The following is a 24,432-nucleotide window of genomic DNA, read 5'->3' as shown; positions in this document are numbered from 1 at the left end:
ATGTCAACTGTACAAGTACCGAAATTAAATACGAAAGATCTTTTAACATTAGAAGAACTGACGCAAGAAGAAATCATTTCTTTAATTGAGTTCGCTATCTATTTAAAAAAGAATAAGCAAGAGCCTTTATTACAAGGGAAAATATTAGGGCTTATTTTTGATAAACATTCAACTCGTACTCGTGTATCTTTTGAAGCAGGAATGGTACAGCTCGGAGGACATGGCATGTTTTTAAGTGGGAAAGAGATGCAAATTGGAAGAGGGGAGAGCGTTTCAGATACTGCGAAAGTATTATCTCATTATATTGACGGGATCATGATACGTACGTTCTCACATGCCGATGTAGAAGAGCTTGCAAAAGAATCGAGCATACCTGTTATTAATGGATTAACGGACGATCACCATCCTTGTCAAGCGTTGGCAGATTTAATGACGATTTATGAAGAAGTGAAGACATTTAAAGGAATTAAATTAGCTTATGTAGGTGATGGGAATAACGTATGTCATTCATTGTTGTTAGCGAGTGCGAAAGTCGGAATGCATATGACTGTTGCGACGCCTGTAGGATATGAACCGAATGAGAAAATTGTAAAAAAAGCATTAATGATTGCTGAAGAAACAGGAGCTGAAATTGAAATTTTGCATAATCCTGAATTAGCGGTGAGTGAAGCAGATTTCATTTATACTGACGTTTGGATGAGCATGGGGCAAGAAGGAGAAGAAGAGAAATATACTTTATTTCAACCTTACCAAATCAATAAAGAACTTGTTATGCATGCGAAGCAAACATATCGTTTCTTACACTGTTTACCCGCCCATCGTGAAGAAGAAGTAACAGGAGAAATTATAGATGGACCACAGTCTATCGTGTTTGAGCAAGCTGGTAATCGATTGCACGCGCAAAAAGCATTATTAGTAAGTTTATTTAAAAATGTAGAAGAACTTTCTTAAATGAGGTGCATCTCCAGTTGTTAGACATGAATAACAATTGGAGGTGTACTTTTTTACATTGAAATGTCGTATGTATATTTGGTTAATCATCTCTATATCATTTATAATAAAAGGAGTAAACTACATTTGTTTTTCATATCATGTAAGGACATACTAGATAGAAAAAATATAGTTAAAGAGATGATGAATTTGAAAGCACCTAAGAAAACATATTCGTTTTTTCAGCGGATGTGGAGAATATTAAAGTTTCAATATTATAAGTTGCTTCGATCACCAGAAGGAGCAAAGAAAGTATCGTTAGGTTTTGCAATTGGGTTTGGTTTAGAGATGCTGGTCATATATACGGCATCGCTCGTATATGTCATATTTTATCCGATCGTTCGATTAGCAAAGGGATCTTTTCCTGCTGCGGTTATTGGCAATATTATTGGGAAAATATCGTTTTTACCGGTATTTTTATTCCCAGTTGCTTATGCGTTAGGAAAAATGATTTATCCATTTCATGTGAAAAAAATACATCATGAACCATTTACGATATCTGACTTGTTTTCAAGCCATATTTTCACAATGTTAAAGAGCTTATTACAGAGTGAAGTGTATGTATTGATTGGTATGACGATAATAGGAGTTGTGTTTGGGGGAATTTCATATTTCGTTGTGCATTATTTATATGAAAAGAACCGTAAGTTACGTTTGAAGAACAGAAAGAAACGAGTGAGAGAACCGCTCGTGCAAATATAAAGAGTGTCACATTCATTTTCTCCTCGGAATATGTTTAAGAAAAAGGAGGAGAGAACGAATGTATTATTATTACGTACCGCAAGTATATCCATATGTAAATTATTATCCGGTTTATGATATGAATAGACAATACGAATTATATCGACAACAGCCATTACAGCAATTACCACAAATACCGCCACAACAATCTACGCAAGAACAAAAACCATATTTAACGACATGGCCATATTCAAATGTATACTACGGTAATTATTACGAATCATAAAGCTGCTTCTATTTAGAAGCAGCTTTATGCGTTTGTTTTCAAAATTAAATTTTGAATGGTTTGAAGAGAGTGAATGAGTTTTTCACGTTCTTCCTCAGATAAAGTTTGGAAATTTTCTTTTAATTTGTCTAAAATGAATTGTTGATATTGATTTACTAACAATTTCCCTTCAGCTGTTAGGGAAATTAAAATGACCCGTCGATCTTTTTCGCTATAATGACGCTCTATTAGTTCTTCTTGAATTAGTTTGTTTAATAGAGGTGTCATGTTAGGCCTTGAAATCGCTAGCCGCTTGCCGATTTCGGAAACTGCTAATGTGCCATTTTCATGCAGAAGTAGTAATACTTGTGTATGTGATGGCGGCATATGTCTTTGAGAAGAAAATTCTCCAGGAAGCATAAATTTGCGATAAAAAAGAGGCACTAGCGAAAGAAGATGATCAACAATACGTTCCCACTCGCGTGATTCCATATAAAGGCCCCCTTCCACACTATCATTGTAACAAAAAAGACAGGGTATAAAAATAGAATTGTTTCATGACCGCTTTAATATTTGTAGGATAACACTTGCTTTGTAAACGTATTAGCAATAATCGCGTAGCCGTTATCATTTGGGTGTACTTGGTCAAAGAGTAAATCTTTTTTATCATTTGATATTAATTTACGAATTGGTAAAACGATAGATGGTTGATTTGCTTTTGAAATGGAATAAACGGATTCATTCCAGCCATCTAAAAACATATCTGCATAACTGGCGATGGAGTCATCGAGTTGTAACGGGTTATAGAGCTCTGAGAGAATGAGTAAAGCGTCCGGGTTTTGATCGCGAACTGTCTTTACAATAGTTTTTATATCCGCTTCAAAATGAGCTTTTTCTTTATTTAACATTTTAATACCGTCTATAACACCGACATCACGATTTAAGCGAAATAAATTATTTCCTCCAATATTAATCGTAATGATATTTGCTGCTCTAATCTTTTGTTTTACATCTTCTGATTGAACTTTTTTTGCGAGACGATCTGTTGTAAGACCGTTTATTCCAAGGTTTTCTACGGTAATTGGTTTATGAATTTGTGCTTCTATTTGTTTAGAAGCTAATTCAGCAAATCCCCCTTGTGTCGACCCATATCCTTTGGCGAGCGAATCACCTAGTACGAGATGATAAAAGGAATCGTTTGTTTGTTTATCAATCCAACTTGGAGTAGATGTTTTTTCTGTTTTTTCTTCAGGTTCATTTTGTTTTGTCTCATCGTTCTTCTCAAAATAAGAATAAGAAATGATTAGAAGGAGGAGACAAACAATTGTTAAGATGACTTTTTTCATAAATTCATCCTCCTTGTAATTGGTAATTGTATCATATTCAGCAGTATTAACAATGTAAGGGCATATTATATATTTATGAAAAGTTTATAATAACTTTACAGAAAATTTGTAGAAGTATGTCAAAAAATATTGACGATATGAAAGTACATTATATATGATAATGTCAGATAAGGTGAAATTTTAATGAGTAGGGCTTTATTTCCTTCTAATTAAAATTTCAACAATCGGGCGTTAAAGGGGACTACTCATTAGCGCAGGATGAAATGGAAATCTTGTCTCTAATAAAAGAAAAAAAGGTATATGGTTAGAGACAAATAGAGATTCATTTCATGATTTTGGGTAATTGTATAAGGGGGATTTTTTGTGAAAAAGTCAAAAAAAATGCTAGCTGGAGCAACTCTTGCTATTGGTGTAATAGCACCACAAGTGTTGCCAACAACAGCTTATGCGGATGAGAACAATGGGGAGAGTACGGTTAACTTACGAATTTTAGAAACATCAGATATTCACGTTAACTTAATGAATTACGATTATTATCAAACGAAAACAGATAATAAAGTAGGTCTCGTACAAACGGCAACACTTGTTAATAAAGCACGTGAAGAAGCGAAGAACTCTGTCCTATTTGATGATGGGGATGCATTACAAGGGACACCGCTTGGAGATTACGTAGCGAATAAAATAAATGATCCGAAGAAGCCTGTGGATCCTAGTTATACACACCCATTATATCGTTTAATGAATTTAATGAAGTATGACGTCATCTCTCTTGGGAATCATGAATTTAACTACGGTTTAGACTATTTAAATAAAGTAATTAGTAAAACAGAGTTCCCAGTTATTAACTCGAACGTCTATAAAGATGATAAAGATAATAATGAAGAGAACGATCAAAATTACTTTAAACCATATCATGTCTTTGAAAAAGAAGTAGAAGATGAATCAGGTCAAAAACAAAAAGTGAAAATTGGCGTAATGGGATTTGTTCCACCTCAAGTTATGAACTGGGATAAAGCGAATTTAGAAGGAAAAGTGAAAGCAAAAGATATAGTTGAAACAGCGAAGAAAATGGTGCCAAAAATGCAAGCAGAAGGTGCAGATGTTATCGTTGCACTAGCGCATTCTGGTGTTGATAAGAGTGGATACAACGTTGGTATGGAAAACGCTTCGTATTATTTAACAGAGGTTCCTGGTGTAGATGCAGTATTAATGGGACATTCACATACTGAAGTGAAGGATGTATTTAATGGTGTTCCAGTTGTAATGCCTGGTGTCTTTGGAAGTAACTTAGGTATTATTGATATGCAATTGAAAAAGGTAAACGGAAAATGGGAAGTACAAAAAGAGCAATCGAAGCCGCAACTTCGTCCGATTGCTGATAGTAAAGGGAACCCATTAGTACAATCTGATGAAAAATTAGTTAATGAAATTAAAGATGATCACCAAGCGACAATTGATTATGTGAATACAGCTGTAGGAAAAACGACAGCGCCAATTAATAGTTATTTCTCATTAGTACAAGATGATCCTTCTGTACAACTTGTAACAAATGCACAAAAATGGTATGTAGAAAAGTTATTTGCTGAAAATGGACAGTACAGCAAATATAAAGGAATTCCAGTTTTATCTGCAGGTGCACCATTTAAAGCAGGTGGCCGAAACGGTGCTACATATTATACGGATATTCCAGCTGGAACGTTAGCAATTAAAAACGTTGCAGATTTATATGTATATCCAAATACGTTATATGCTGTAAAAGTAAATGGGGCACAAGTTAAAGAATGGCTTGAAATGTCTGCAGGTCAGTTTAATCAAATCGATCCAAAGAAAACAGAAGAACAACCATTAGTAAATATAGGCTATCCTACATATAACTTCGATATTTTAGATGGCTTAAAATATGAAATTGATGTAACACAACCAGCGAAATACGATAAAGATGGAAAAGTTGTAAATGCAAATACGAATCGTATTATAAACATGACATATGAAGGTAAGACAGTAGCTGACAATCAAGAGTTCATCGTCGCTACAAATAACTACCGCGGAAGTAGCCAAACTTTCCCGGGTGTAAGTAAAGGGGAAGTTGTATATCAATCACAAGATGAAACACGTCAAATCATTGTGAAGTATATGCAAGAAACACCAGTTATTGATCCAGCAGCAGATAAAAATTGGACGTTTAAACCGATTGTTGCAGATAAATTAAATACAACGTTCGATTCTTCACCAAATGCACAAAAGTATATAAAAAAAGATGGAAAAATATCATATGTTGGACCATCTGAAAATGAATTTGCTAAATATGCAATTGATATAACGAAGAAGAACGATGATGATAAGGAAACTGGTGGAGAGAATCCAACAACACCGCCAACAGGTGAAGGAAATAATGGAGGAAATCCAACGACACCACCAACAGGTGAAGGAAATAATGGAGAAAATCCAACGACACCGCCAACAGATGAAGGTAATAATGCAGGATCTGGACAAACTACAACGGAAAATCAAAACTCAAAAGAAACAATAACTGTAAGTGAAAATAAAGAAGAACGTGATTTACCGAAAACAGGTACAAGTGTTGCTTCTACAATTGGAGCAGGCTTGGCGTTTGTTGGAGCGGGATTACTTCTGTTATTTAGAAGAAAGAAAGCAAATAGATAGTCGAGAAATATAAAAAAAGGATTACCGATTCAGGTAATCCTTTTTAGTATATTATGAAATTGTTACTGCTTTTTCTTTCTTCCATGAAAGACCAAATCCAGTGAAACCAACAATAATTGTTAAGACTGGGCAAGCTAAACAGAAAATTGCGAATGGAAGGTAATCAAATGTCGGAACGCCAAGGACGTTCGATAAGAATACACCACTTACTCCCCATGGTACGAGCGGGTTAATAACTGTACCTGCATCTTCTAATACGCGTGATAAATTACGACGCTCTAAACCGACTTCATCGTATTTATTAGCAAATGCTTGTCCTGTTAAAACGATTGATAAGTACTGCTCACCAAGTAAGAAGTTTACACCAATTGCAGTTGAAGCAGTAGAAATAATTAAACGTGTGCTATTTTTTACGAAGCTAGAGATGATATTCATGAGCTGCGTAATAATACCCATTCCTTGTAATAATCCTCCCATACAAAGAGCCAGGAAAATAAGTGCAATCGACATCATCATACTTTGTAGACCACCGCGAGATAGTAAGCTATCAATGTCTTTAATACCAGTTTTAGAAACGTAGCCGTCTTGCATAATTTTCATTAAATCAGCTAAAGAAGTGCTAGGTTTAAAGATAAAGAGAATAATAATTCCTATCACAATTCCTGCAAGCAATGTTGGAACGGCTGGAACTTTTTTAAATGCGAATAGGAATAGTAATAAAATAGGAATAAGTGTAACGATAGAAATCGTTGTGTTTTTCTCTAATGTGCTAATAAAGTTTGTGAAGTCAACGTCTCCACTAGTGCCGCCTCCTAAAATGAAAAAGGCGATAAAAGCAATAATGAATGCTGGAACTGTTGTCCAAAGCATGTTACGAATATGCTCAAATAAATCTACACCCGTAACAGCAGGAGCTAAGTTAGTTGTATCAGATAAAGGAGACATTTTATCTCCAAAGAATGCACCAGAAATAATTGCACCAGCGATTAGAGCCGGATCGTATCCGAGAGCACTACCCATGCCCATAAAGGCAAGTCCTACAGTTGCGGCAGTTGTAAAGGCACTACCGATACTTGTTCCAACAATTGCACAAACAACAAAAACAGTCGGAATGAAAATCTTTGGAGATACAAGCTGGAAGCCGTACACCATTAAAGTTGGAATTGTTCCAGCAGCGATCCAAACACTGATTAATACGCCTACAAGTAAGAAAATAAAAATAGATGGAATACCAGCTGAAATACTACTGATCATCCCTTTTTCCATAGTAGACCAAGAGATTTTTTTCATAAATCCAAATGCTAATAAAAGAACGATACCAAATAAAATTGGGATGTGTGGTGAAACTTCTAATTGAATAACACTAAAGCCAATACAGAAAAAGATAAATAATGTTAAAAGAACAGATTCAATTTTTGAAACCATTGTTTTTCCCTCCTAAGTAATCTAAAATAGCTCTTTTTTATATAAAATTCGCCAATATTGTTTATTTCCTTCTAAAAATTAGAATTTTGTGACAAATTACCGGTAATTGTTGATCCTTCAATAGAATACGGAAATGATTGGATAAAAAAACGTCCCTGCATATAATTATGCAGGGACGAAGAAATCGCGGTACCACCCTAGCTTGTGAAATGAATGTATCACAAAATAAAGGGTCGTATGATATGCGCTAATAAAATAAAAACGCCCCTGCAATATATGCAGGGACGAAAAATTCGCGGTACCACCCTAAATTGTGAAACAGTTTCGTTTCACCACTCTTTAGATATAACGGTCTATAACCGTCTTTCACTACTCCTTACGTTTCGCAAAAGAAGCTCCAGGGGGTAATTCATAATTCGCTCTGTACTGGTTCGCACCGACCACCAGCTCTCTGAAATCAGAAATCGAAATACTACTAAATCCTATCAATGCCGATTCATATGATGTTAGTTAAATTTTTATCACATTTTGAACTTATATGTCAATAAAAATGTGCAATATTTTTTTAGGGAAATAAAGGTTAAATGTTTTTAATGTTCTAAATTTGTACGTTATAATGAATTTGAAAGGGGAGGAAAGAGTGAAGAAAAAAATAATTCTTTTTACCACCTTACTAGTCATTGGCGGAAGTGCTGGAATTTACACAGCTTTTGCAGCTGAATCACAGCAGGCGAAGCAAAAGCAAATACAGCAGTCAGAAGTGAAGAAAGTGAAAGAAACGGAAGAGAAGAAGTCGATAGAAAAAGCAGCTGAGAAACTAGGGGTTTCTACTGATGGGAAAACAAAAGAAGAAGTTACGAAAGAATTAGATAATGCTAGATTTGAGCAGCGTCATGATTTATTAATTGAGCACGCTAAGCAACTTGGAATTGATACAGAAGGAAAAAAAGATGAAGAGATTATTTTAGAAATCGGAAAGATACAACATGGAAAGTAGAACAACTTATCGTATGATAAGTTGTTCTTTTTTAAGAACTATTTGATTTAAAAATAATTGACAGTCATTTAAAATTAATGTTAACTATATTTATAAACTAGTTAACATTAGGGGTGACAATTGTGACTGTTAATAGTAATACGACTGAAAAATCGTCTTATACATATGAAGAATTATCGGAGAAAAATAAAGCTTATGTATGGCATCCGTTTACACAAATGAAAGATTATTTAGAAGAAGATCCTGTCATTATTGAACGTGGAGAGGGAAGAAAGCTATACGATGTAAATGGAAATGAATATTGGGATGGTGTTTCATCTATTTGGTTAAATGTTCACGGACATCAAGTACCAGAATTAGATGAAGCAATTCGTGAGCAATTAAATAAAATTGCCCATTCTACTATGCTAGGACTTGCTAACGTTCCATCTATTTTATTAGCAGAAAAAATAATTGAAGTTGTACCAGAAGGTTTGAAGAAAGTATTTTATTCAGACTCTGGTTCTAGTGCCGTTGAAATTGCAATTAAGATGGCCTTTCAATATTGGCAGCATAAAGGAAAACCGAAGAAACAAAGATTTGTTACATTAAAAGAAGCGTATCACGGTGATACAATTGGAGCTGTTTCAGTAGGAGCAATAGACTTGTTTCACCAAGTGTATAGTTCACTTTTATTTGAGGCAATTAAAATGCCTTATCCATATACATATCGTTCTCCTTATGGAAATAATAAGGAGGAAATTGTGAAAAAACATTTAGAAGAAATGGAAGAGTTGCTGAAAGACAAACATGAAGAAATTGCGGCGATTATTGTAGAACCTTTAATGCAAGGTGCTGGCGGTATGATTACAATGCCAACAGGATACTTAAAAGGGCTACGTAATTTATGTACAAAATATAATGTTTTATTTATTACAGATGAGGTAGCGACTGGATTTGGGCGTACCGGGAAAATGTTTGCATGTGAACATGAAAATGTAACGCCGGACATTTTAACAGCTGGAAAAGGTTTAACGGGCGGATATTTACCAGTTGCAATCACTGTAACGACAGATGAAATTTATAATGCCTTTTTAGGAGGCTATGAAGAACAAAAAACGTTTTTCCACGGTCATAGTTATACAGGGAATCCGTTAGGGTGTGCGGTAGCAATTGCAAATTTAGAACTATATGAGAAAACAAATTTAATAGAAGAAGTGGCACGTAAAACAGAATATGTGGCGACGCAATTAGAATCGCTCTTTGCATATAAACATGTAGGGGATATTCGTCAGTGCGGATTAATGGTTGGAATTGAACTTGTGAAGAATAAGGAAACGAAAGAAGCGTTTGAATGGACAGAGCGAGTCGGTGTTCAAGTGTGTAAACGCTCAAGAGAGCTTGGCATGATCTTGCGACCGCTCGGTAATACGATTGTATTTATGCCTCCTCTTGCTTCTACAATTGATGAGATTGATGATATGTTACGTATTTTATATAAAGCAATCTCGGATGTTACGGAGGGAGTATAATGAGTGGTTTTTTTGTAACAGCAACGGATACTGAAGTGGGAAAAACTGTAGTTGCAGGTGCATTAGCAGGTGTATTTAGAGAATTGGGATATAACATAGGGGTATATAAACCGTTGCAAAGTGGACATGTTGCATCTAATCCAGAGGGAGATGCAGCAAGGCTAAAAGCATTATCGGGTGTACCGACAAAAGAAGATGAAATTTGCCCTTATTCTATTGAAGAACCGCTTGCTCCGAGACTTGCCATGAAAAGAGCTGGAAGAGTAGTACATTTAAAGGACATTATGGATCACTATAATGAACGATTGAAAGAGTTTAATAGTCTACTTGTAGAAGGAGCAGGCGGACTGGCTGTTCCGTATACAGAAGATGCTTTAGTAATTGATTTCGCAAAAGAATTACAGCTTCCTCTTATTGTAGTAGCACGTCCTACATTAGGAACAGTAAATCATACCGTTTTAACGATTGCTTATGCGAAGGCACAGGGCTTAACAGTAGCAGGTGTAATTTTATCCGGCTGCAAAGAATGTGAAATGGAAAGAGTACAAGAAAATAAAGAAATGATTGAAGAACTAAGTGGGGTACCGGTTTTAGGATTATTACCATTCTTTGAAGGTGCGTTTACAAAAGAAGAAGTCTTGGAATCTGCTAAAGAGTATATAATGATTTCAAAATTAGAGGAGTTTATCCGAAATGAATCAAACGTGGCGCACACATCTTCAATCTAAATTGCAACAATTAAATGAGCAAGGGCAGTATCGCAATTTGCATGTAACAGAACGAGCAGAAGAGACATGGCTTATTCGAGATGAAAAAAGGATGCTAAATTTAGCGTCAAATAATTATTTAGGGTTAGCTGGAGATGAAAGGTTAAAAGAAGCTGCTATAGCATACACAAGAAAATATGGAACTGGGGCGACAGCATCAAGGCTCGTTGTAGGAAATTATTCACTGTATGAAGAGGTTGAGAGAAATATATGCGATTGGAAAGGCACTGAAAAAGCCTTAGTTGTAAATAGTGGATATACGGCAAATGTTGGAGTGATTTCTTCATTAGCTAGTCGTCACGATATTGTGTTTAGTGACAAATTAAATCACGCAAGCATCGTTGATGGAATTATATTAAGCGGAGCAGAGCATAAAAGATATCGTCATAATGACTTAGATCATTTAGAGAAGCTGTTGCAAGTAGCGCCGCCAAAAAAGAAGAAATTAATCGTAACGGATACTGTTTTTAGTATGGATGGTGATACTGCATATTTACGAGAGTTAGTGCACATAAAAGAGAAATACGGAGCAATGATTATAGTTGATGAAGCGCATGCGAGTGGAATATATGGAATGAATGGAGCAGGATTGTCTCATATAGAAAAAGATGTTGCTCAAAAAATTGATATACACATGGGGACGTTTAGCAAGGCTTTAGGGTGTTATGGTGCGTATTTGACAGGCGATACAATTTATATAGAGTATTTACAAAATATGATGAGAAGCTTTATTTTTACTACTGCTTTACCACCAGGAACGTTAGGGTCGGTACAAAAAGCAATTGAAATTGTGAAAGAAGATAATAAAAGAAGAGAGAGACTTATAGTGAATGGAGCCTATTTTAGGACACATTTGCAAGAAGCTGGTTTTGATATTGGGAAGAGCTCAACTCATATTGTACCGATTGTAGTCGGTTCAAATGAAACAGCTTTACGGTTTAGTAAAAGGTTGCAAGAAGTAGGTATTGCAGCAATTGCAATTCGTCCACCAACGGTTCCAGTGAATAGTTCACGGGTCCGTTTTGCAGTTACGTCTCAACATACAATAGCTGATTTGAACTGGGCTATTCAGCACATTATACGTATTGGTAAAGAAGAGGGGTTTTTAGTATGAAAGAGCTAAAGATTATTTTTATTCCTGGGTGGGGAATGGAAGAAGGTGTTTGGACTTTAGTTCTGCCGTATTTTAAAGGGTATTCTGTTCAATGTATCAATTGGCGTAATGTGAAAGAACAAAGTGAATTTGCAGGGCGAATAATAGATGTAGCAAAAGATGAAAATGTGATTTTAGTTGGATGGTCACTAGGAGCGTTAGCGGCAGTTCAAGCTCATAAAAAGATTAAGGCGAAAGGTATCGTATTAATTGGTGGCACTGCTAAATTTACAAATACGAGCGACTATACGAGTGGATGGAATGCTTTGCATGTAGAACGGCTGAAAAAGAATGTAGCGAGAAAGAAAGAAGATACGCTCAAGCGGTTTTATGAAAATATGTTTACAAAAGATGAGCTGAAAGAGAATAAAAGGTTTGAAGATATGATAAAACGCTTTAAAGGTGATTCTATTCAGTCTTTGCAATTAGGTTTGGAGTATTTAATCGAAGCAGATATGAGGGAAGAACTGAAAGAAGTTAAAGTACCTATACTACTTATTCACGGAGAGCAGGATGTCATATGCCCATTATCTGCAGCGCGTAGTATGGCTGAGAATGAGACTGCCACGCTTAAGGTAGTAAGTGAGGCTGGACACGCATTATGTGTGACGAATTTCGAATATTGCGAAAAAGAGATAATTCAATTTGTAGAGGGGATACGACATGATCAACAAAACGTTACTACAAAAACGGTTTAACGTGGCAGCTGTATCCTACGATCAATATGCAAATGTACAAAAAAAGATGGCACAGTCATTACTTTCTACATTGAAGCGGCGATATAGTGCAAATTCAACGATACGTATTTTAGAACTTGGATGCGGGACAGGATATGTTACAGAGCAATTATCAAGTTTATTTCCGAAAGCGCATATTACAGCCATTGATTTTGCTGAAAGTATGATTGAGGTTGCGAAAACTAGACAAAATGTGAAAAATGTAATGTTTTACTGTGAGGATATCGACAGATTACGACTAGAAGAAACGTATGATGTCATTATTTCGAATGCCACATTTCAATGGCTAAATGATTTAAAACAAGTGATAAGAAATTTATTTCATCATTTGTCTATAGATGGGATATTACTCTTTTCAACGTTTGGACATGAAACATTTCAAGAATTACATGCTTCGTTCCAACGGGCGAAAGAAGAAAAAAATATACAAAATGAAACATCGATTGGGCAACGTTTTTATTCAAAAAATCAGTTGCGCCATATATGTGAAATAGAAACAGGGGATGTGCATGTTTCTGAAACATGTTACATAGAGAGATTTACAGAAGCTAGGGAGTTTCTACATTCTATTCGAAAAGTAGGAGCGACTAATAGTAATGAAGAATCCTATTGTCAAAGTCCCTCACTCTTTCGTGCGATGCTTCGCATATACGAAAGAGACTTCACGGAAAATGAAGGGATAATGGCGACGTATCACGCTTTATTTATGCACATAACAAAAGAGGGGAAGAGATGAAATGAAACAAGTACAAACAAAAAGGGATTGGAAAAAACTCGCATATGACGTAGTAGAAGAGAAAATGATTACGAAAGAGGATGCAATAGCGATATTAGAAGCTGATGAGACAGAAGTTTTAGAAATTATGAATGCTGCTTACATCATTCGCCATCATCACTTTGGTAAGAAAGTAAAATTAAATATGATTATTAATACGAAATCTGGATTATGTCCTGAAGATTGCGGATATTGTTCACAGTCTATTATTTCAGAGGCGCCAATTGATAAATATGCATGGCTAACGCAGGAAAAGATTGTAGAAGGGGCACACGAAGCAATTCGCCGTAAAGCGGGTACATATTGTATTGTAGCATCTGGTCGTCGTCCGACGGATAAAGAGGTGAATCACGTAATTGGAGCCGTTAAGGAGATTCGTGAAACGACAGATTTGAAGATTTGTTGTTGTTTAGGTTTCTTAAACGAAGATCAAGCAGGACGTTTAGCAGAAGCGGGTGTACATCGTTATAACCACAACTTAAATACACATGCGAATAATTACGAAAGTATTTGCTCCACTCATACGTATGACGATCGTGTTGATACAGTTCAAAAAGCGAAACAAGCGGGTATTTCACCATGCTCAGGGGCGATTTTTGGAATGGGCGAGACAATAGAAGAACGCGCTGAAATTGCATTCGAATTACAACGTATAGATGCAGATTCAATTCCATGTAATTTCCTTGTTGCTGTAAAGGGTACGCCGCTTGAAGGACAAAAAGAATTAACGCCGGTAGAATGTTTAAAAGTGCTGGCAATGATGCGTTTTGTAAACCCAACGAAAGAAATTCGCATTTCAGGGGGGCGTGAAATCAATTTACGTTCTGTACAACCAATCGGTTTATTTGCAGCAAATTCTATCTTTGTCGGGGATTATTTAACAACAGCTGGGCAAGAACCGACTGCAGACTGGGGTATGATTGAAGATTTAGGATTTGAGATTGAAGAATGTGCATTATAAGATAGAAAAAAAGCAAACTTGTAAAAGAGTTTGCTTTTTTTGTAAATAAAATGTAATAAATAGTTGTAAACGCTTGATACTATTGGTTTTTGAGTAAAAAAAAGAATTTTGGTGGACGAATTTTCCAAGCCCCAATTGTACATAGTAAATATGTAATTTATATTGGGTTGGAGGATTTTACATGCACAAATATATATTAGCGATTATGACTTGTCTAATTTTATTAAAAGCAATAAGTACTGATCCAGTTAAGGCTGCCGAAAATCCTGAACAAAAAGAGATGCAACAACGAATTGAACAACATTTTCGAACGAAGGCTGAACATTTTGGATTGAAAACAGAAGGTAAAGATTTAAAGGAAGTGCGAAAAGAAATTACTATTATAGAAGAAGCGAAGAAAAGAGAGAATGTATGGAGAACAGCACAAACGCTTCGTATACAAACAGAAGGAAAAACAATGGATGAATTAATAAAAGATGTACGGAAAAAAGTAAAAAAATAAAAAGAGGCCGCGGCCTCTCTTTATTTTTTTATGCCCATTGTTTTGATAAGTGAGCCATTTCAATCGCAGCAACGGCAGATTCATAGCCTTTATTACCAGCTTTCGTGCCTGCACGTTCAATTGCTTGCTCAATCGTTTCAGTCGTTAATACACCGAAAATAACGGGGATGTCTGTTTGTAGTGATAAAGATGCAACCCCTTTTGCTACTTCATTACAAACGTAATCGTAATGTGTTGTAGCACCGCGAATTACAGTTCCTAACGTAATAACAGCATCATATTTTCCGCTACTAGCCATCTTTTTAGCGATCAAAGGAATTTCAAATGCGCCAGGAACCCAAGCAACATCGATATCGTTTTCTTCTACACCGTGGCGCTTTAATCCGTCTAAAGCTCCGCCGAGTAACTTACTTGTAATAAATTCATTAAAACGTCCAACAACAACCCCAACTTTTAATCCTGTACCAACTAAATGACCTTCGAATACCATAATGAATCTCTCCCTTTATTATAAGTTTAGTAAATGTCCTAATTTGTTTACTTTCGTTTGTAAATACGTTTTATTCTCTTCTTTTGTTGGCATTTGCAACGGTACACGCTCGATTACTTCTAAATCGTAACCTTGTAAGCCAGCAATTTTTCGCGGGTTATTTGTTAATAATCGTAAATGTTGTAAACCTAAATCTTTTAAAATTTGAGCACCAATACCGTAATCACGTAAATCAGCTGGGAATCCAAGTTTTTCGTTTGCTTCTACAGTATCGAATCCTTCTTCTTGTAACTTATAAGCGCGAAGCTTATTAAGAAGGCCGATGCCTCGTCCTTCTTGTCTCATATAGAGAAGAACGCCTTTTCCTTCACGCTCAATTTGAGCAAGTGCAGCATGGAGTTGTGGTCCGCAATCACAACGGCATGAGCCAAATACATCACCTGTTAAGCACTCTGAATGAACGCGTACAAGTACAGGCTCTCCTGTTGAAATATCACCTTTTACGAGTGCGATATGTTCTTTCGTATCTAATGAATTAGAATAGCCAACTGCATGGAAAGTACCGAAATCTGTAGGTAATGTAATTTCCACTTCTCTCGTCACTAATGTTTCATGGTGGCGGCGATAAGAAATTAAATCTTCTATTGTAATCATTTTTATATCAAATTGTTTTGCACACTGTAGTAAATCAGGTACGCGTGCCATCGTACCGTCCTCATTGATAATCTCGCAAATAACTCCAGCTGGTTCTGCTCCGCAAAGCTGTGCTAAATCGACAGCAGCTTCTGTATGACCAGCGCGGCGCAGGACACCACCTTCTTTCGCGATTAATGGAAAGATATGTCCAGGACGATTGAAATCAGCACCTTTTGATGCAGGATTTAACAATTCTTGTATCGTAGTTGCACGTTCGTGAGCGCTAATTCCTGTTGTTGTAGAAACGTGATCAATGCTCACAGTAAATGCAGTATGATGCGAATCTGTATTATGAGCTACCATTGGTTCTAACTGTAGACGTTCTGCGTACCCTTCCGTAATCGGTACACAAACGAGGCCACGCCCATGTGTAATCATAAAGTTAATCGTTTCCGGCGTAATATACTCTGCTAAAGCGATAAAATCGCCTTCATTTTCACGGTTTTCATCATCACATACGATGACGACTTTTCCTTGTTTTAAATCTTCTAGAGCTTCTTCAATACGATGAAACATCATGCTTCCCCCTTATAGAAATCCGTTTTCTTGTAAAAAGCTTTCGCTCATTGAACCTGTTCGTTTTACAGGTTTAGAAATAAAGCGTTCGATATATTTACCGATCATGTCACACTCAATGTTTACGATGTCACCGGCATTCTTTTCTCCGATAACAGATTCACTTACTGTGTGCGGGATGAGTGAGATGGTGATGGAAGATTCATCTATATCAAATATTGTTAAACTCGTTCCATCAACAGCAACGGATCCTTTATGCAAACAATAGCGCAGCAATTCATCAGCAATAGCTATTTTGTAATAGACGGCATTATAGTGTTGTTTTTTGTTTAATATCGTTCCGATGCCATCTATATGTCCTGAAACGAAATGTCCACCGAATCGTCCGTTTGCAGCCATCGCCCGTTCTAAATTTACTTTAGAGTGTGGTTTAAGCATGCGAAGTGATGTGGATTGCATCGTTTCAGGCATTGCGTCCACTGTGAATGAAGTTGTTGTGAAACTCGTTACAGTTAAGCAAATACCGTTAACCGCGATACTATCACCTAAGTGAGCATCTGATAAAATTTTATTTGCGTGGATCGTTAACTTCATCGCTTCTCCGCTTTGTTGCATGTTTGCAATCGTTCCTAACTCTTCTACAATTCCTGTAAACATTCCGTCACCTCGCTTCGGGCATTCGCAACGATTTTTATATCATCGCCAATTTGTTTCATCTCTTGAATTTCCAAGGAAAGTGCATCTTGTAATGCTGCGAAACCATTTCCGCCAAATAAAGTAGGGGCATCATTCCCACCAATTAATATCGGGCTTATATAAGTTATAATTTCATTGAAATGCTTTGTTTGTAAGAAGCTTGCATGAATCGATTGGCCTCCTTCAACGAATATAGAAAGAATTTGCTTCTCTCCAAGAAAGAAAAGGAGGTCCTCAATTTCAATTTGCTTCGTTTTCATTTGGAATATAGCTACATTTTCAGATTCATAAGAAGCTATTTTCTCTTTATTTACATCCTTGCCGACAAAAATCCATGTCGGTGCTAAACCATCTGTTATAACATGAGAAGATGGTGGTGTTCGTAAATGGGTATCTAAAATAACGCGTATAGGATGTTTACCCCCGTTAGGAATTCTTGTCGTTAAATGCGGATTATCAGCTATAACTGTATTTACTCCCACGAGAATCGCATCATGTGTATGGCGATATTGGTGAACATCAGCTCGTGCTTTTTCACCTGTAATCCACTTACTTTCACCAGTGACAGTTGCTGTTTTTCCATCTAAGCTCATTGCTGTTTTTATTGTTACAAATGGACGTTTCGTTTTCATGTAGTGAAAAAAGAAACGATTTAATAAGGTGGCTTCTGCTTCAAGAACACCGGTAGTTACGTCGATGCCAGCTTCTTCTAATCTCTTTTTTCCATTACCAGAAACGAGAGGGTTGCAATCAAGAGTAGCAATTACAACTCGCTTAACTTCCTTTTCGATGAGTAATTCACAGCAAGGTGGTGTTTTTCCAAAATGGCTACACGGTTCAAGTGTTACATAAACGGTAGCTCCTTTTGCTTTCTCACCAGCCATATGAAGAGCATGAACTTCTGCGTGTTCTTCACCAGCACGTAAATGGGCTCCCATACCGACGATGTTTCCATCTTTTACAACAACAGCACCAACCATAGGATTGGGACTTGTTTGTCCGGATGTTCCTTCTGCTAACTGCAGGGCAATCCTCATATATTCTTGATCTGTCATTCTCTTCACCTCTCCTGAAAAAAATCAAAAAACCCCAAGGATTTTATATCCTTGGGGTTTGGGAGACGTGATTTCTAGAAATATAGTTCGAATACGAAAGTATAGGAAAGAAACCTAACGATGATTGATATTATTGCATAAGGAAAAAACCTAGCAAAATATCGAATTTTTCAAACGCTAGTCGTATCTTTTTATTCCAGTATAGAAACATAAGTATACAAAATAAAACATATATAAAGATTCAAAATGAAACTTTAAAAATATGCATACTGAAATAAAAGTGTATTCGCTATATAAAATTACTAGAAAACATATCCTTCTCCCATCCAGACTATACTGTCGGCCCTAGAGTTTCACTAGATCCACCGTTTTCGAGTTGAAAACGGGTCACGGACTTAGAAGTTTGCACTTCATCACCGCCGGTTGGGAATTTCACCCGACCCCGAAGGATGTTGTTTGCTCAAATTATAGCATAAAAAAGATAAAAGGCTAGTAAAAAATATTCGAATGTGAAGAATTGTGTGAAAATATACGTAAGTTGGAATGAGGACAAAAGTATGAGAAATGTTGTAAGGAAAAGGGAGGACGAGAGTTAATGAAAAGAAAAAACATGCACAAAAAAATGTGCATGTCACATGTGGAATTATTCTACCTCTGGTGCTCTAACAACAGATTCGAATTTACCTTTATGCGAAGCATCGCAATAAGGCATATTTTTTGATAAACCACAACGGCATAAAGAAAATGCCGGTTTTGCTGGGAATACATTCCCTTGTGAATCGACTAATTCCACGTCCCCTGTAACGCGAAAAGAGCCATTATCATTTACTTTAATTTGTACTTTAGCCAACGCTATCCCTCCTTCCCAAACGCTTAATTTCATCATATAATCAAGAGAAGTACTTGACAATATCAAATGAGCACTTTCTTTGGGAGAGAAGAGAGTGTTATAATGTTTTTTATAACTGACTAGAGTAAGGTGACGAAAGATGGATAAACAATTACGTACATTACGAAATATTGCAAATGAGCGCACGTGGGCATCATTTTTGAATGATAATCATCCATATAGTTTGTTACACTGGTCCATTGCAGGTGTAGGACAAGAGTCAAAGGATGTTTGGTTACTTCAAGATGAGGTAACATTTCAAACGACAGAATTTCCAACGTTAGATGATGCAATGCAATGGATTTCTGAAAATATGGAACAAGTTACAGACGTTTTAGCGCAATAAAAAAACAGGCTTATGCAAGCCTGTTTTTTGTTTCTTTTACATATGAGTTTAAAAATTGATCAACGGCTGCTTCATACTCTTCTTTATTTTCGTTATAAGAGCAAGCGTGTGCGCCGCGTTCTGCAATATAAAGTTGTTTATTGTTTTCTTTTGCTTCATATAGTGCTTTCGTCATATCAGCTAAAATATAATCATCATCTTTACTGTGAATAAAGAGGACGGGATTGTTAATATTTTTTATACAATCGATTGGTGAAACTTCGCGAATCGTATAACCGTCACGCACTTTTAAAAAAGCATTTGCTAAAGGTAATAAAGGCCATTTAGGTAAATGGAATTCAACCTTTAAACGGTGTTGTAATTGCCCATAGAAATCAGAGAAAGGACAATCTGCAATATAGAAATCAGCACCATCTTCTACAAGTCCTGCGTATTGAAGAAGTGTTGCAGCTCCCATAGATTCACCATGAATACCGAGTGTTATATTTGTTCCAAAACGACTTTTTAGCCAGTCAACTACTGATTTTAAATCATGTTTTTCATAGTATCCATAGCTTGTTGTTTTTCCGCCAGTTTTACCATGACGACGATGATCATAAATAACGACATTATACCCTCTGTTTAAAAATAACCGTGCATATTTTACAGAGTTCATTTTATTTACAGTTACGCCGTGACAAAAAATCATAAACTTATTGGAATGACCAGCAGGAATGTAATATCCATGAAGATCATAGCCGAATTGCGAAGGAATGTGAATTTCTTCTTTATGAAGAGCATCAAAATCCTCTATACGAAAATGTTTTTTCGTTTCTCTTTCGAGTACTTCTTCCTCTGTTTTTTTCTTTAAGTACATCACTTTATTTGTAAAGAAAATCCCAAGGGCAGTTATCGCACCTAGTATAGTAAACAATGCTGCAAAAAAACGTTTCATACTTTACCTCATCCTCCAAATACCGTTACATGTGATACACTTATATTGTATCACAATGATAGAAAAGGGGAGAAATAGGAAGTGGTGTATATACAAAAAATTACGCCAGCGATGAAAGAAACAATCCGAATGTTCATGTGTGAGAACTGGGGGAGTTCATTGATGGTTTCACGTGGGAAGGGGCATCAGTTAGAAGAGTTGCCAGGATTTGTTGCGCTCTCGGATGACAGAATAATCGGAATTATAACGTATGAAGTGACCGGAAATATGTGTGAAATTGTGTCGTTAGATAGCTTTGAAGAAAGAAAAGGAATAGGGACAAAACTTGTGGATTGTGTATTACAAGTTGCAGAAGAAGAACGGTGCGGGCGGGTTTGGCTCATAACAACAAATGATAATATGAATGCGTTACGTTTTTACCAAAAACGTAATTTTGTGATGACAAATTTATATGTGAATGCAGTAGAAGAGGCACGAAAAATCAAGAAAGAAATTCCACGTATTGGGTATGATAATATCCCAATTTTACATGAAATTCAGTTAGAGTATCGTTTAGTATGATGATGTAACAATTTTCAGAAATATAAGTTATTAACCTTGACGAATATTGTAATTTAGGTTACCGTAAAATTGTAATCTATTACCATATTAAGGGGTGACGATGTGGCAACTATACGTGATGTTGCAAAATTGGCAGGTGTTTCAGTCGCAACTGTTTCACGAGTTATTAATGAAAAAGGATACGTTCATGAGGACACAGTAAAACAAGTAAAGGAAGCAATTGAGGAATTACATTATAGGCCAAATAGTACAGCAAAGCCATTGTTTAAAGAGAATTCAACGATAATTGCATTACTTGTAGATAATTTATATAACCCATCAAACATCACTTTGCTACATTGTATTGAGGAAATAGCATATAAAGAAGGATATCAAATCATTGTTTGTAATATAGAGAATAAAGATAGATACATACATATGTTGAAGGAAAATAACGTTGCAGGTGTTATTTTAACAAAATCAGTTTTTAAAAGTATAGGAGAAATTCCATTTCCGTTTGTTGTGATCGACGAAAAAAAATCCCATACAAATGATTATGAAAGTGGACAAAGAGCGGTTTCTTTATTAAAAGAAAAAGGCTGTCACTTCCTTGCTTATTTCGGTGAGGGAGAAGATAGTGAAGAAATGGAAGAGCACATATCAGGGTTTTTAGATACTGTTTGGGAGGAAGGAATCTCTTATCGAGAAGAATGTGTACAAGGGTATACGAATAAACAGTTTATTACATTATTGCAAACTTATCCGTATATAGATGGCATTGTAACTTCAAGTGATAAGATTACTTTTGAGTTAATGCGAGCAGCGAAAAATTTAAATATCCGTATACCAGATAAATTGAGAATTATTGGACTGAACGGGAGTATAGACAGTGAGTGGACAGGTCCGTCATTCATGCAAATGGAGAGTTGTGTCGAAGAAAATGGGAAAATAGCGTTGCAACAATTAAAAGGAAAAATAAAAAAGTAAAAGGTGCGTATAAAACGCACCTTTTATAATGTAATGGCGGCAATAAAGCCGAATATAAGTAACGGTATATTATAGTGTAGAAACGTTGGTACACATGTATCCCATATATGATGGTGTTGACCATCAGCGTTTAAACCGGATGTTGGTCCAAGTGTACTATCTGATGCTGGTGATCCTGCATCCCCTAACGCTCCGGCTGTACCGATAATTGCAATTGTAGCCATTGGACTAAATCCAAGCTGCATGCAAAGAGGTACAAAAATTGTTGTTAAGATAGGGATGGTTGAAAAGGATGAACCAATGCCCATCGTAACGAGAAGTCCAATCACAAGCATAAGAAATGCAGCGAGTGGTTTGTTATTTCCAATTATATGTGCACTCGTTTGCACAAGAGATTCAACATGTCCTGTTTTTCGAAGAACAGCGCCAAATCCAGCGGCAGCGATCATAACAAAACCAATAAAGGACATCATGCGCATGCCGCTTGTTAATATTGCATCTGCTTCTTTAAGAGGTAGACTACCACTTACTGATAAGACGATAATCCCTGCTAAAGCACCGAAAATCATTGATTCTGTTGCTAATTGAACAGTTAATGTAGCTATGATAGATAATAATCCGAAAGTAATGCTACGTTTTGTGTAGGGAACGATTTCATTTGCAGTAGTATGAACTTGTTCTGTTTCATACGTACGAGGTTTCCGGTACGTAATGAATACCGCTACACATAATCCAATAATCATACCGATTGCTGGAATAGTCATTGCTTTTGGAATAAGTGTAACATCAAATGTAAGGCCGCTTTGTGCAGCATTTGTTTGCAATACGTCATGATAAATTTTTCCGAACCCCGCTGGAATCCACATATAAGGAGTAATCAATCCGAATGTAATAATACATGTAACAAGTCTGCGATCCACTTTCAGCTCATTTAGTACTTTTAATAGTGCTGGAATTAAGATGGGGATGAAAGCGATATGAACAGGAATCACATTTTGTGAGAAGCAAGCCATCGTTAAAATGATGAATAAAATAAGTATTTTAGAATAAACTTGTTTTTTCGTGTCTTGTTCATTGCCAATCCATTTTAATGCAGTTTGAATCATGGCATCTGGAAGTCCTGTTTTGGAAAGGGAAATAGCGAAACCGCCAAGCATTGCATAACTTAAAGCGATTGGGGCGCTGTTTCCAAGGCCAGTTGTAAAAGTGTTAATCGTTTCTGAAATACCGAGTCCGCCGATAATTCCGCCTGTTAAAGCTCCAACAATGATGGCGACAATGACCTGGACACGTAACAAACTAAGCAATAGCATAACTGCTACTGCGACGAGTACAGCATTCATAATAAATGTAATCTCCCTAAATTTTTATTGTGCTAAGGCAAGTAAATATGAAGCACTTTGCTATATTTATACATAGTTGCGACATATTATTATAAATTGTTTTCTATGAAATGTAAAAGAGCCTTTGTTACTAATGCTGAAAAGCTAGCTCTTGTTTAATTGCTTGTAAAGAATTGGCGAATAATTCTGGTTCTTCTAAATCAGGAGAATGTGCTGAATTTGGGAACCAAATCATTTTTTTTATGGGTGCTGCTATCACATCGCAATATTCCTGAACGAGTGCATAAGGAGTTTGATAATCATAGCGACCAGAACAAAAATAAACCGGAATAGATAAACTTGAAATAGAAGAAAAGAAATCGATTGTCAGCATTTCTTCCCATAAAACACCAGATTTTAAATTTCCTGCGAGAAACTTGAACCAATCTAATAGTGTATATTCAGGAGAAAAGAAGCCTTTTCGTATGAAAGAAAAGGAAGATCCGTTTTGGATTGCTCCGCCGAATGTGCCAAGCCATTTTCTTTGAATAATAAGGCGTCTCGTATCTAAAAATGGTGGTTTGCCTAATTTTAAAAGGGACGCTAATGCTTTTTTATGATCATGTTTTTTTGCAGAACGAATTAAATGCTGATATAGCAATTCTTCGTTTTGTTTCATATGTACAATCTGCCCAATACCGATGTAAGCCTCGATATACTGTGGATATTGATGTGCTATGTTAAGCCCAATAATACTTCCCCAAGAATGACCAGCGAGAAATAGTTTCTGTTTATTGAACTTTTTAAGTACGTATTGAATCACTTCTTTTGCATCGGAAACGAATTGTTCAATTGTAAAATTCACTCCGAAATCTTTCATTGAAAAGGATTTACCTGCCCCGCGCTGATCCCAATTAATAACGATGAAGTGTTTCTCCAATTCTTTTTGAAAATGACGAATAAATCCGATCTGTGCCATGCCGGGTCCACCATGGCAGCATAATAAAATAGGTCGCTCTATGTTTTGCCCGCGAATAAGGAGAGTTTGTTTTCGATTATGAATCATAACGCTTTCCATCGTAGCAATACTATTAGGAATGAGTTGTTTATTTTCATTATAAAACTGTGGGGTATGGCTACGAAAAAGCATATTGAAAACCTCCTTTTCTGAAATCGTATGAATCGCA

At 36.2% G+C, this 24,432-nt stretch carries 26 protein-coding genes, 1 riboswitch and 1 other annotated feature; of the genes, 15 read left to right on the top strand and 11 right to left on the bottom strand.

From position 1 onward, the window contains the following. From argF to MR115_RS05195, 3 genes are all read left to right on the top strand, one after another. Entirely contained in the window at positions 1-951 is a 951-nt protein-coding gene (gene argF, locus MR115_RS05205; protein WP_242240291.1) for an ornithine carbamoyltransferase, read from the top strand. 180 nt (positions 952-1,131) lie between these two features. Continuing rightward, entirely contained in the window at positions 1,132-1,692 is a 561-nt protein-coding gene (locus MR115_RS05200; protein ID WP_242240615.1) for a DUF2062 domain-containing protein, read from the top strand. 58 nt (positions 1,693-1,750) lie between these two features. Then, the gene (locus MR115_RS05195) at positions 1,751-1,957 is read left to right on the top strand and encodes a hypothetical protein (RefSeq protein WP_063260864.1); all 207 of its coding nucleotides are present in this window, start codon (positions 1,751-1,753) and stop codon (positions 1,955-1,957) included. 24 nt (positions 1,958-1,981) lie between these two features. On the opposite strand, the gene MR115_RS05190 is transcribed toward MR115_RS05195, so the two are convergent. Both MR115_RS05190 and MR115_RS05185 read right to left on the bottom strand, forming a co-directional pair. Then, positions 1,982-2,428, bottom strand: coding sequence for a MarR family winged helix-turn-helix transcriptional regulator (locus tag MR115_RS05190; RefSeq protein WP_000445817.1), 447 nt, complete (start codon positions 2,426-2,428; stop codon positions 1,982-1,984). 74 nt (positions 2,429-2,502) lie between these two features. Next, entirely contained in the window at positions 2,503-3,282 is a 780-nt protein-coding gene (locus tag MR115_RS05185) for a GDSL-type esterase/lipase family protein (RefSeq protein ID WP_097818822.1), read from the bottom strand. Positions 3,283-3,645: 363 nt separating this feature from the next. On the opposite strand from MR115_RS05185, the gene cpdB reads away from it, so the two are divergent. Then, entirely contained in the window at positions 3,646-5,946 is a 2,301-nt protein-coding gene (gene cpdB, locus MR115_RS05180) for a bifunctional 2',3'-cyclic-nucleotide 2'-phosphodiesterase/3'-nucleotidase (protein ID WP_242240289.1), read from the top strand. A gap of 51 nt (positions 5,947-5,997) precedes the next feature. On the opposite strand, the gene nhaC is transcribed toward cpdB, so the two are convergent. Next, the gene (nhaC, locus tag MR115_RS05175; protein ID WP_063260867.1) at positions 5,998-7,371 is read right to left on the bottom strand and encodes a Na+/H+ antiporter NhaC; all 1,374 of its coding nucleotides are present in this window, start codon (positions 7,369-7,371) and stop codon (positions 5,998-6,000) included. Between the two features lie 277 nt (positions 7,372-7,648). Then, positions 7,649-7,869, bottom strand: a binding site (T-box leader). 142 nt (positions 7,870-8,011) lie between these two features. Here nhaC and MR115_RS05170 point away from each other — a divergent pair. The 8 genes from MR115_RS05170 (at position 8,012) to MR115_RS05135 (ending at position 14,774) form a co-directional block, all read left to right on the top strand. Further along, positions 8,012-8,368: a hypothetical protein gene (locus MR115_RS05170; RefSeq protein WP_242240286.1), complete on the top strand. Its 357-nt coding sequence runs from the start codon at positions 8,012-8,014 to the stop codon at positions 8,366-8,368. A gap of 122 nt (positions 8,369-8,490) precedes the next feature. Continuing rightward, the gene (bioA, locus tag MR115_RS05165; protein WP_242240283.1) at positions 8,491-9,879 is read left to right on the top strand and encodes an adenosylmethionine--8-amino-7-oxononanoate transaminase; all 1,389 of its coding nucleotides are present in this window, start codon (positions 8,491-8,493) and stop codon (positions 9,877-9,879) included. Then, positions 9,879-10,607: an ATP-dependent dethiobiotin synthetase BioD gene (bioD, locus tag MR115_RS05160; protein ID WP_061678113.1), complete on the top strand. Its 729-nt coding sequence runs from the start codon at positions 9,879-9,881 to the stop codon at positions 10,605-10,607. Before bioA ends, bioD begins: the two co-directional genes overlap by 1 nt. Next, positions 10,573-11,760, top strand: a complete 1,188-nt coding sequence (bioF, locus tag MR115_RS05155; protein ID WP_242240280.1) for an 8-amino-7-oxononanoate synthase — start codon at positions 10,573-10,575, stop codon at positions 11,758-11,760. Before bioD ends, bioF begins: the two co-directional genes overlap by 35 nt. Continuing rightward, the gene (locus MR115_RS05150; RefSeq protein ID WP_242240277.1) at positions 11,757-12,497 is read left to right on the top strand and encodes an alpha/beta fold hydrolase; all 741 of its coding nucleotides are present in this window, start codon (positions 11,757-11,759) and stop codon (positions 12,495-12,497) included. The genes bioF and MR115_RS05150 overlap by 4 nt, the downstream gene beginning before the upstream one ends. Then, positions 12,463-13,272 (top strand): malonyl-ACP O-methyltransferase BioC, encoded by an 810-nt coding sequence (gene bioC, locus MR115_RS05145; protein ID WP_242240275.1) that lies wholly within the window; start codon positions 12,463-12,465, stop codon positions 13,270-13,272. The genes MR115_RS05150 and bioC overlap by 35 nt, the downstream gene beginning before the upstream one ends. A 1-nt stretch (position 13,273) precedes the next feature. Next, positions 13,274-14,272, top strand: a complete 999-nt coding sequence (gene bioB / locus MR115_RS05140; RefSeq protein ID WP_000815865.1) for a biotin synthase — start codon at positions 13,274-13,276, stop codon at positions 14,270-14,272. Positions 14,273-14,453: 181 nt separating this feature from the next. Continuing rightward, positions 14,454-14,774 carry a hypothetical protein gene (locus MR115_RS05135; protein ID WP_000549787.1) on the top strand — a complete coding sequence of 107 codons (321 nt, stop codon included), beginning with the start codon at positions 14,454-14,456 and terminating at the stop codon, positions 14,772-14,774. Positions 14,775-14,802: 28 nt separating this feature from the next. Here MR115_RS05135 and ribH read toward each other — a convergent pair whose 3' ends face one another. The 5 genes from ribH to MR115_RS05110 form a co-directional block, all read right to left on the bottom strand. Beyond that, the gene (gene ribH, locus MR115_RS05130) at positions 14,803-15,264 is read right to left on the bottom strand and encodes a 6,7-dimethyl-8-ribityllumazine synthase (RefSeq protein WP_000230897.1); all 462 of its coding nucleotides are present in this window, start codon (positions 15,262-15,264) and stop codon (positions 14,803-14,805) included. A gap of 18 nt (positions 15,265-15,282) precedes the next feature. Then, complete coding sequence (ribBA, locus tag MR115_RS05125; RefSeq protein WP_242240271.1) at positions 15,283-16,476, bottom strand: bifunctional 3,4-dihydroxy-2-butanone 4-phosphate synthase/GTP cyclohydrolase II; 1,194 nt, start codon at positions 16,474-16,476, stop codon at positions 15,283-15,285. Between the two features lie 12 nt (positions 16,477-16,488). After that, positions 16,489-17,133, bottom strand: coding sequence for a riboflavin synthase subunit alpha (gene ribE, locus MR115_RS05120; protein ID WP_098586986.1), 645 nt, complete (start codon positions 17,131-17,133; stop codon positions 16,489-16,491). After that, positions 17,115-18,227: a bifunctional diaminohydroxyphosphoribosylaminopyrimidine deaminase/5-amino-6-(5-phosphoribosylamino)uracil reductase RibD gene (ribD, locus tag MR115_RS05115; RefSeq protein WP_242240268.1), complete on the bottom strand. Its 1,113-nt coding sequence runs from the start codon at positions 18,225-18,227 to the stop codon at positions 17,115-17,117. The genes ribE and ribD overlap by 19 nt, the downstream gene beginning before the upstream one ends. Before the next feature lie 310 nt (positions 18,228-18,537). Then, positions 18,538-18,681, bottom strand: a riboswitch (FMN riboswitch). A gap of 189 nt (positions 18,682-18,870) precedes the next feature. Further along, positions 18,871-19,113 carry a CDGSH iron-sulfur domain-containing protein gene (locus MR115_RS05110; protein ID WP_242240614.1) on the bottom strand — a complete coding sequence of 81 codons (243 nt, stop codon included), beginning with the start codon at positions 19,111-19,113 and terminating at the stop codon, positions 18,871-18,873. Between the two features lie 103 nt (positions 19,114-19,216). Here MR115_RS05110 and MR115_RS05105 point away from each other — a divergent pair, with 103 nt between their 5' ends. Then, entirely contained in the window at positions 19,217-19,462 is a 246-nt protein-coding gene (locus tag MR115_RS05105) for a DUF2552 family protein (protein WP_000360810.1), read from the top strand. A gap of 10 nt (positions 19,463-19,472) precedes the next feature. On the opposite strand, the gene MR115_RS05100 is transcribed toward MR115_RS05105, so the two are convergent. Then, positions 19,473-20,396 (bottom strand): alpha/beta hydrolase, encoded by a 924-nt coding sequence (locus MR115_RS05100; RefSeq protein ID WP_048546291.1) that lies wholly within the window; start codon positions 20,394-20,396, stop codon positions 19,473-19,475. Between the two features lie 81 nt (positions 20,397-20,477). Here MR115_RS05100 and MR115_RS05095 point away from each other — a divergent pair, with 81 nt between their 5' ends. Beyond that, complete coding sequence (locus MR115_RS05095) at positions 20,478-20,957, top strand: GNAT family N-acetyltransferase (protein WP_242240266.1); 480 nt, start codon at positions 20,478-20,480, stop codon at positions 20,955-20,957. A 102-nt stretch (positions 20,958-21,059) separates the two neighbouring features. Further along, positions 21,060-21,923, top strand: a complete 864-nt coding sequence (locus MR115_RS05090) for a LacI family DNA-binding transcriptional regulator (RefSeq protein WP_242240263.1) — start codon at positions 21,060-21,062, stop codon at positions 21,921-21,923. Between the two features lie 23 nt (positions 21,924-21,946). Here MR115_RS05090 and MR115_RS05085 read toward each other — a convergent pair whose 3' ends face one another. Beyond that, positions 21,947-23,266: a Na+/H+ antiporter family protein gene (locus MR115_RS05085; RefSeq protein ID WP_061678124.1), complete on the bottom strand. Its 1,320-nt coding sequence runs from the start codon at positions 23,264-23,266 to the stop codon at positions 21,947-21,949. A gap of 130 nt (positions 23,267-23,396) precedes the next feature. After that, entirely contained in the window at positions 23,397-24,395 is a 999-nt protein-coding gene (locus MR115_RS05080; protein ID WP_242240262.1) for an alpha/beta fold hydrolase, read from the bottom strand. Positions 24,396-24,432: the final 37 nt, after the last annotated feature.

The sequence above is a fragment of the Bacillus cereus group sp. BfR-BA-01309 genome (assembly GCF_022664315.1).
GTDB classification, from domain to species: Bacteria; Bacillota; Bacilli; order Bacillales; family Bacillaceae_G; genus Bacillus_A; species Bacillus_A mobilis.
This window is presented reverse-complemented; position numbering and strand designations above follow the sequence as displayed.

What these genes read in the sequence shown, in the direction of transcription:
- argF (WP_242240291.1), top strand. Translation starts at nt 1, where the DNA reads ATGTCAACTGTACAAGTACCGAAATTAAATACGAAAGATCTTTTAACA.
- MR115_RS05110 (WP_242240614.1), bottom strand. Translation starts at nt 19,113, where the DNA reads ATGATGAAATTAAGCGTTTGGGAAGGAGGGATAGCGTTGGCTAAAGTA.
- MR115_RS05200 (WP_242240615.1), top strand. Translation starts at nt 1,132, where the DNA reads ATGATGAATTTGAAAGCACCTAAGAAAACATATTCGTTTTTTCAGCGG.
- MR115_RS05105 (WP_000360810.1), top strand. Translation starts at nt 19,217, where the DNA reads ATGGATAAACAATTACGTACATTACGAAATATTGCAAATGAGCGCACG.
- MR115_RS05185 (WP_097818822.1), bottom strand. Translation starts at nt 3,282, where the DNA reads ATGAAAAAAGTCATCTTAACAATTGTTTGTCTCCTCCTTCTAATCATT.
- ribE (WP_098586986.1), bottom strand. Translation starts at nt 17,133, where the DNA reads ATGTTTACAGGAATTGTAGAAGAGTTAGGAACGATTGCAAACATGCAA.
- MR115_RS05100 (WP_048546291.1), bottom strand. Translation starts at nt 20,396, where the DNA reads ATGAAACGTTTTTTTGCAGCATTGTTTACTATACTAGGTGCGATAACT.
- ribD (WP_242240268.1), bottom strand. Translation starts at nt 18,227, where the DNA reads ATGACAGATCAAGAATATATGAGGATTGCCCTGCAGTTAGCAGAAGGA.
- MR115_RS05195 (WP_063260864.1), top strand. Translation starts at nt 1,751, where the DNA reads ATGTATTATTATTACGTACCGCAAGTATATCCATATGTAAATTATTAT.
- MR115_RS05150 (WP_242240277.1), top strand. Translation starts at nt 11,757, where the DNA reads ATGAAAGAGCTAAAGATTATTTTTATTCCTGGGTGGGGAATGGAAGAA.
- nhaC (WP_063260867.1), bottom strand. Translation starts at nt 7,371, where the DNA reads ATGGTTTCAAAAATTGAATCTGTTCTTTTAACATTATTTATCTTTTTC.
- ribH (WP_000230897.1), bottom strand. Translation starts at nt 15,264, where the DNA reads ATGGTATTCGAAGGTCATTTAGTTGGTACAGGATTAAAAGTTGGGGTT.
- MR115_RS05190 (WP_000445817.1), bottom strand. Translation starts at nt 2,428, where the DNA reads ATGGAATCACGCGAGTGGGAACGTATTGTTGATCATCTTCTTTCGCTA.
- ribBA (WP_242240271.1), bottom strand. Translation starts at nt 16,476, where the DNA reads ATGTTTCATCGTATTGAAGAAGCTCTAGAAGATTTAAAACAAGGAAAA.
- bioB (WP_000815865.1), top strand. Translation starts at nt 13,274, where the DNA reads ATGAAACAAGTACAAACAAAAAGGGATTGGAAAAAACTCGCATATGAC.
- MR115_RS05135 (WP_000549787.1), top strand. Translation starts at nt 14,454, where the DNA reads ATGCACAAATATATATTAGCGATTATGACTTGTCTAATTTTATTAAAA.
- bioC (WP_242240275.1), top strand. Translation starts at nt 12,463, where the DNA reads ATGATCAACAAAACGTTACTACAAAAACGGTTTAACGTGGCAGCTGTA.
- MR115_RS05080 (WP_242240262.1), bottom strand. Translation starts at nt 24,395, where the DNA reads ATGCTTTTTCGTAGCCATACCCCACAGTTTTATAATGAAAATAAACAA.
- MR115_RS05085 (WP_061678124.1), bottom strand. Translation starts at nt 23,266, where the DNA reads ATGAATGCTGTACTCGTCGCAGTAGCAGTTATGCTATTGCTTAGTTTG.
- bioD (WP_061678113.1), top strand. Translation starts at nt 9,879, where the DNA reads ATGAGTGGTTTTTTTGTAACAGCAACGGATACTGAAGTGGGAAAAACT.
- bioF (WP_242240280.1), top strand. Translation starts at nt 10,573, where the DNA reads ATGAATCAAACGTGGCGCACACATCTTCAATCTAAATTGCAACAATTA.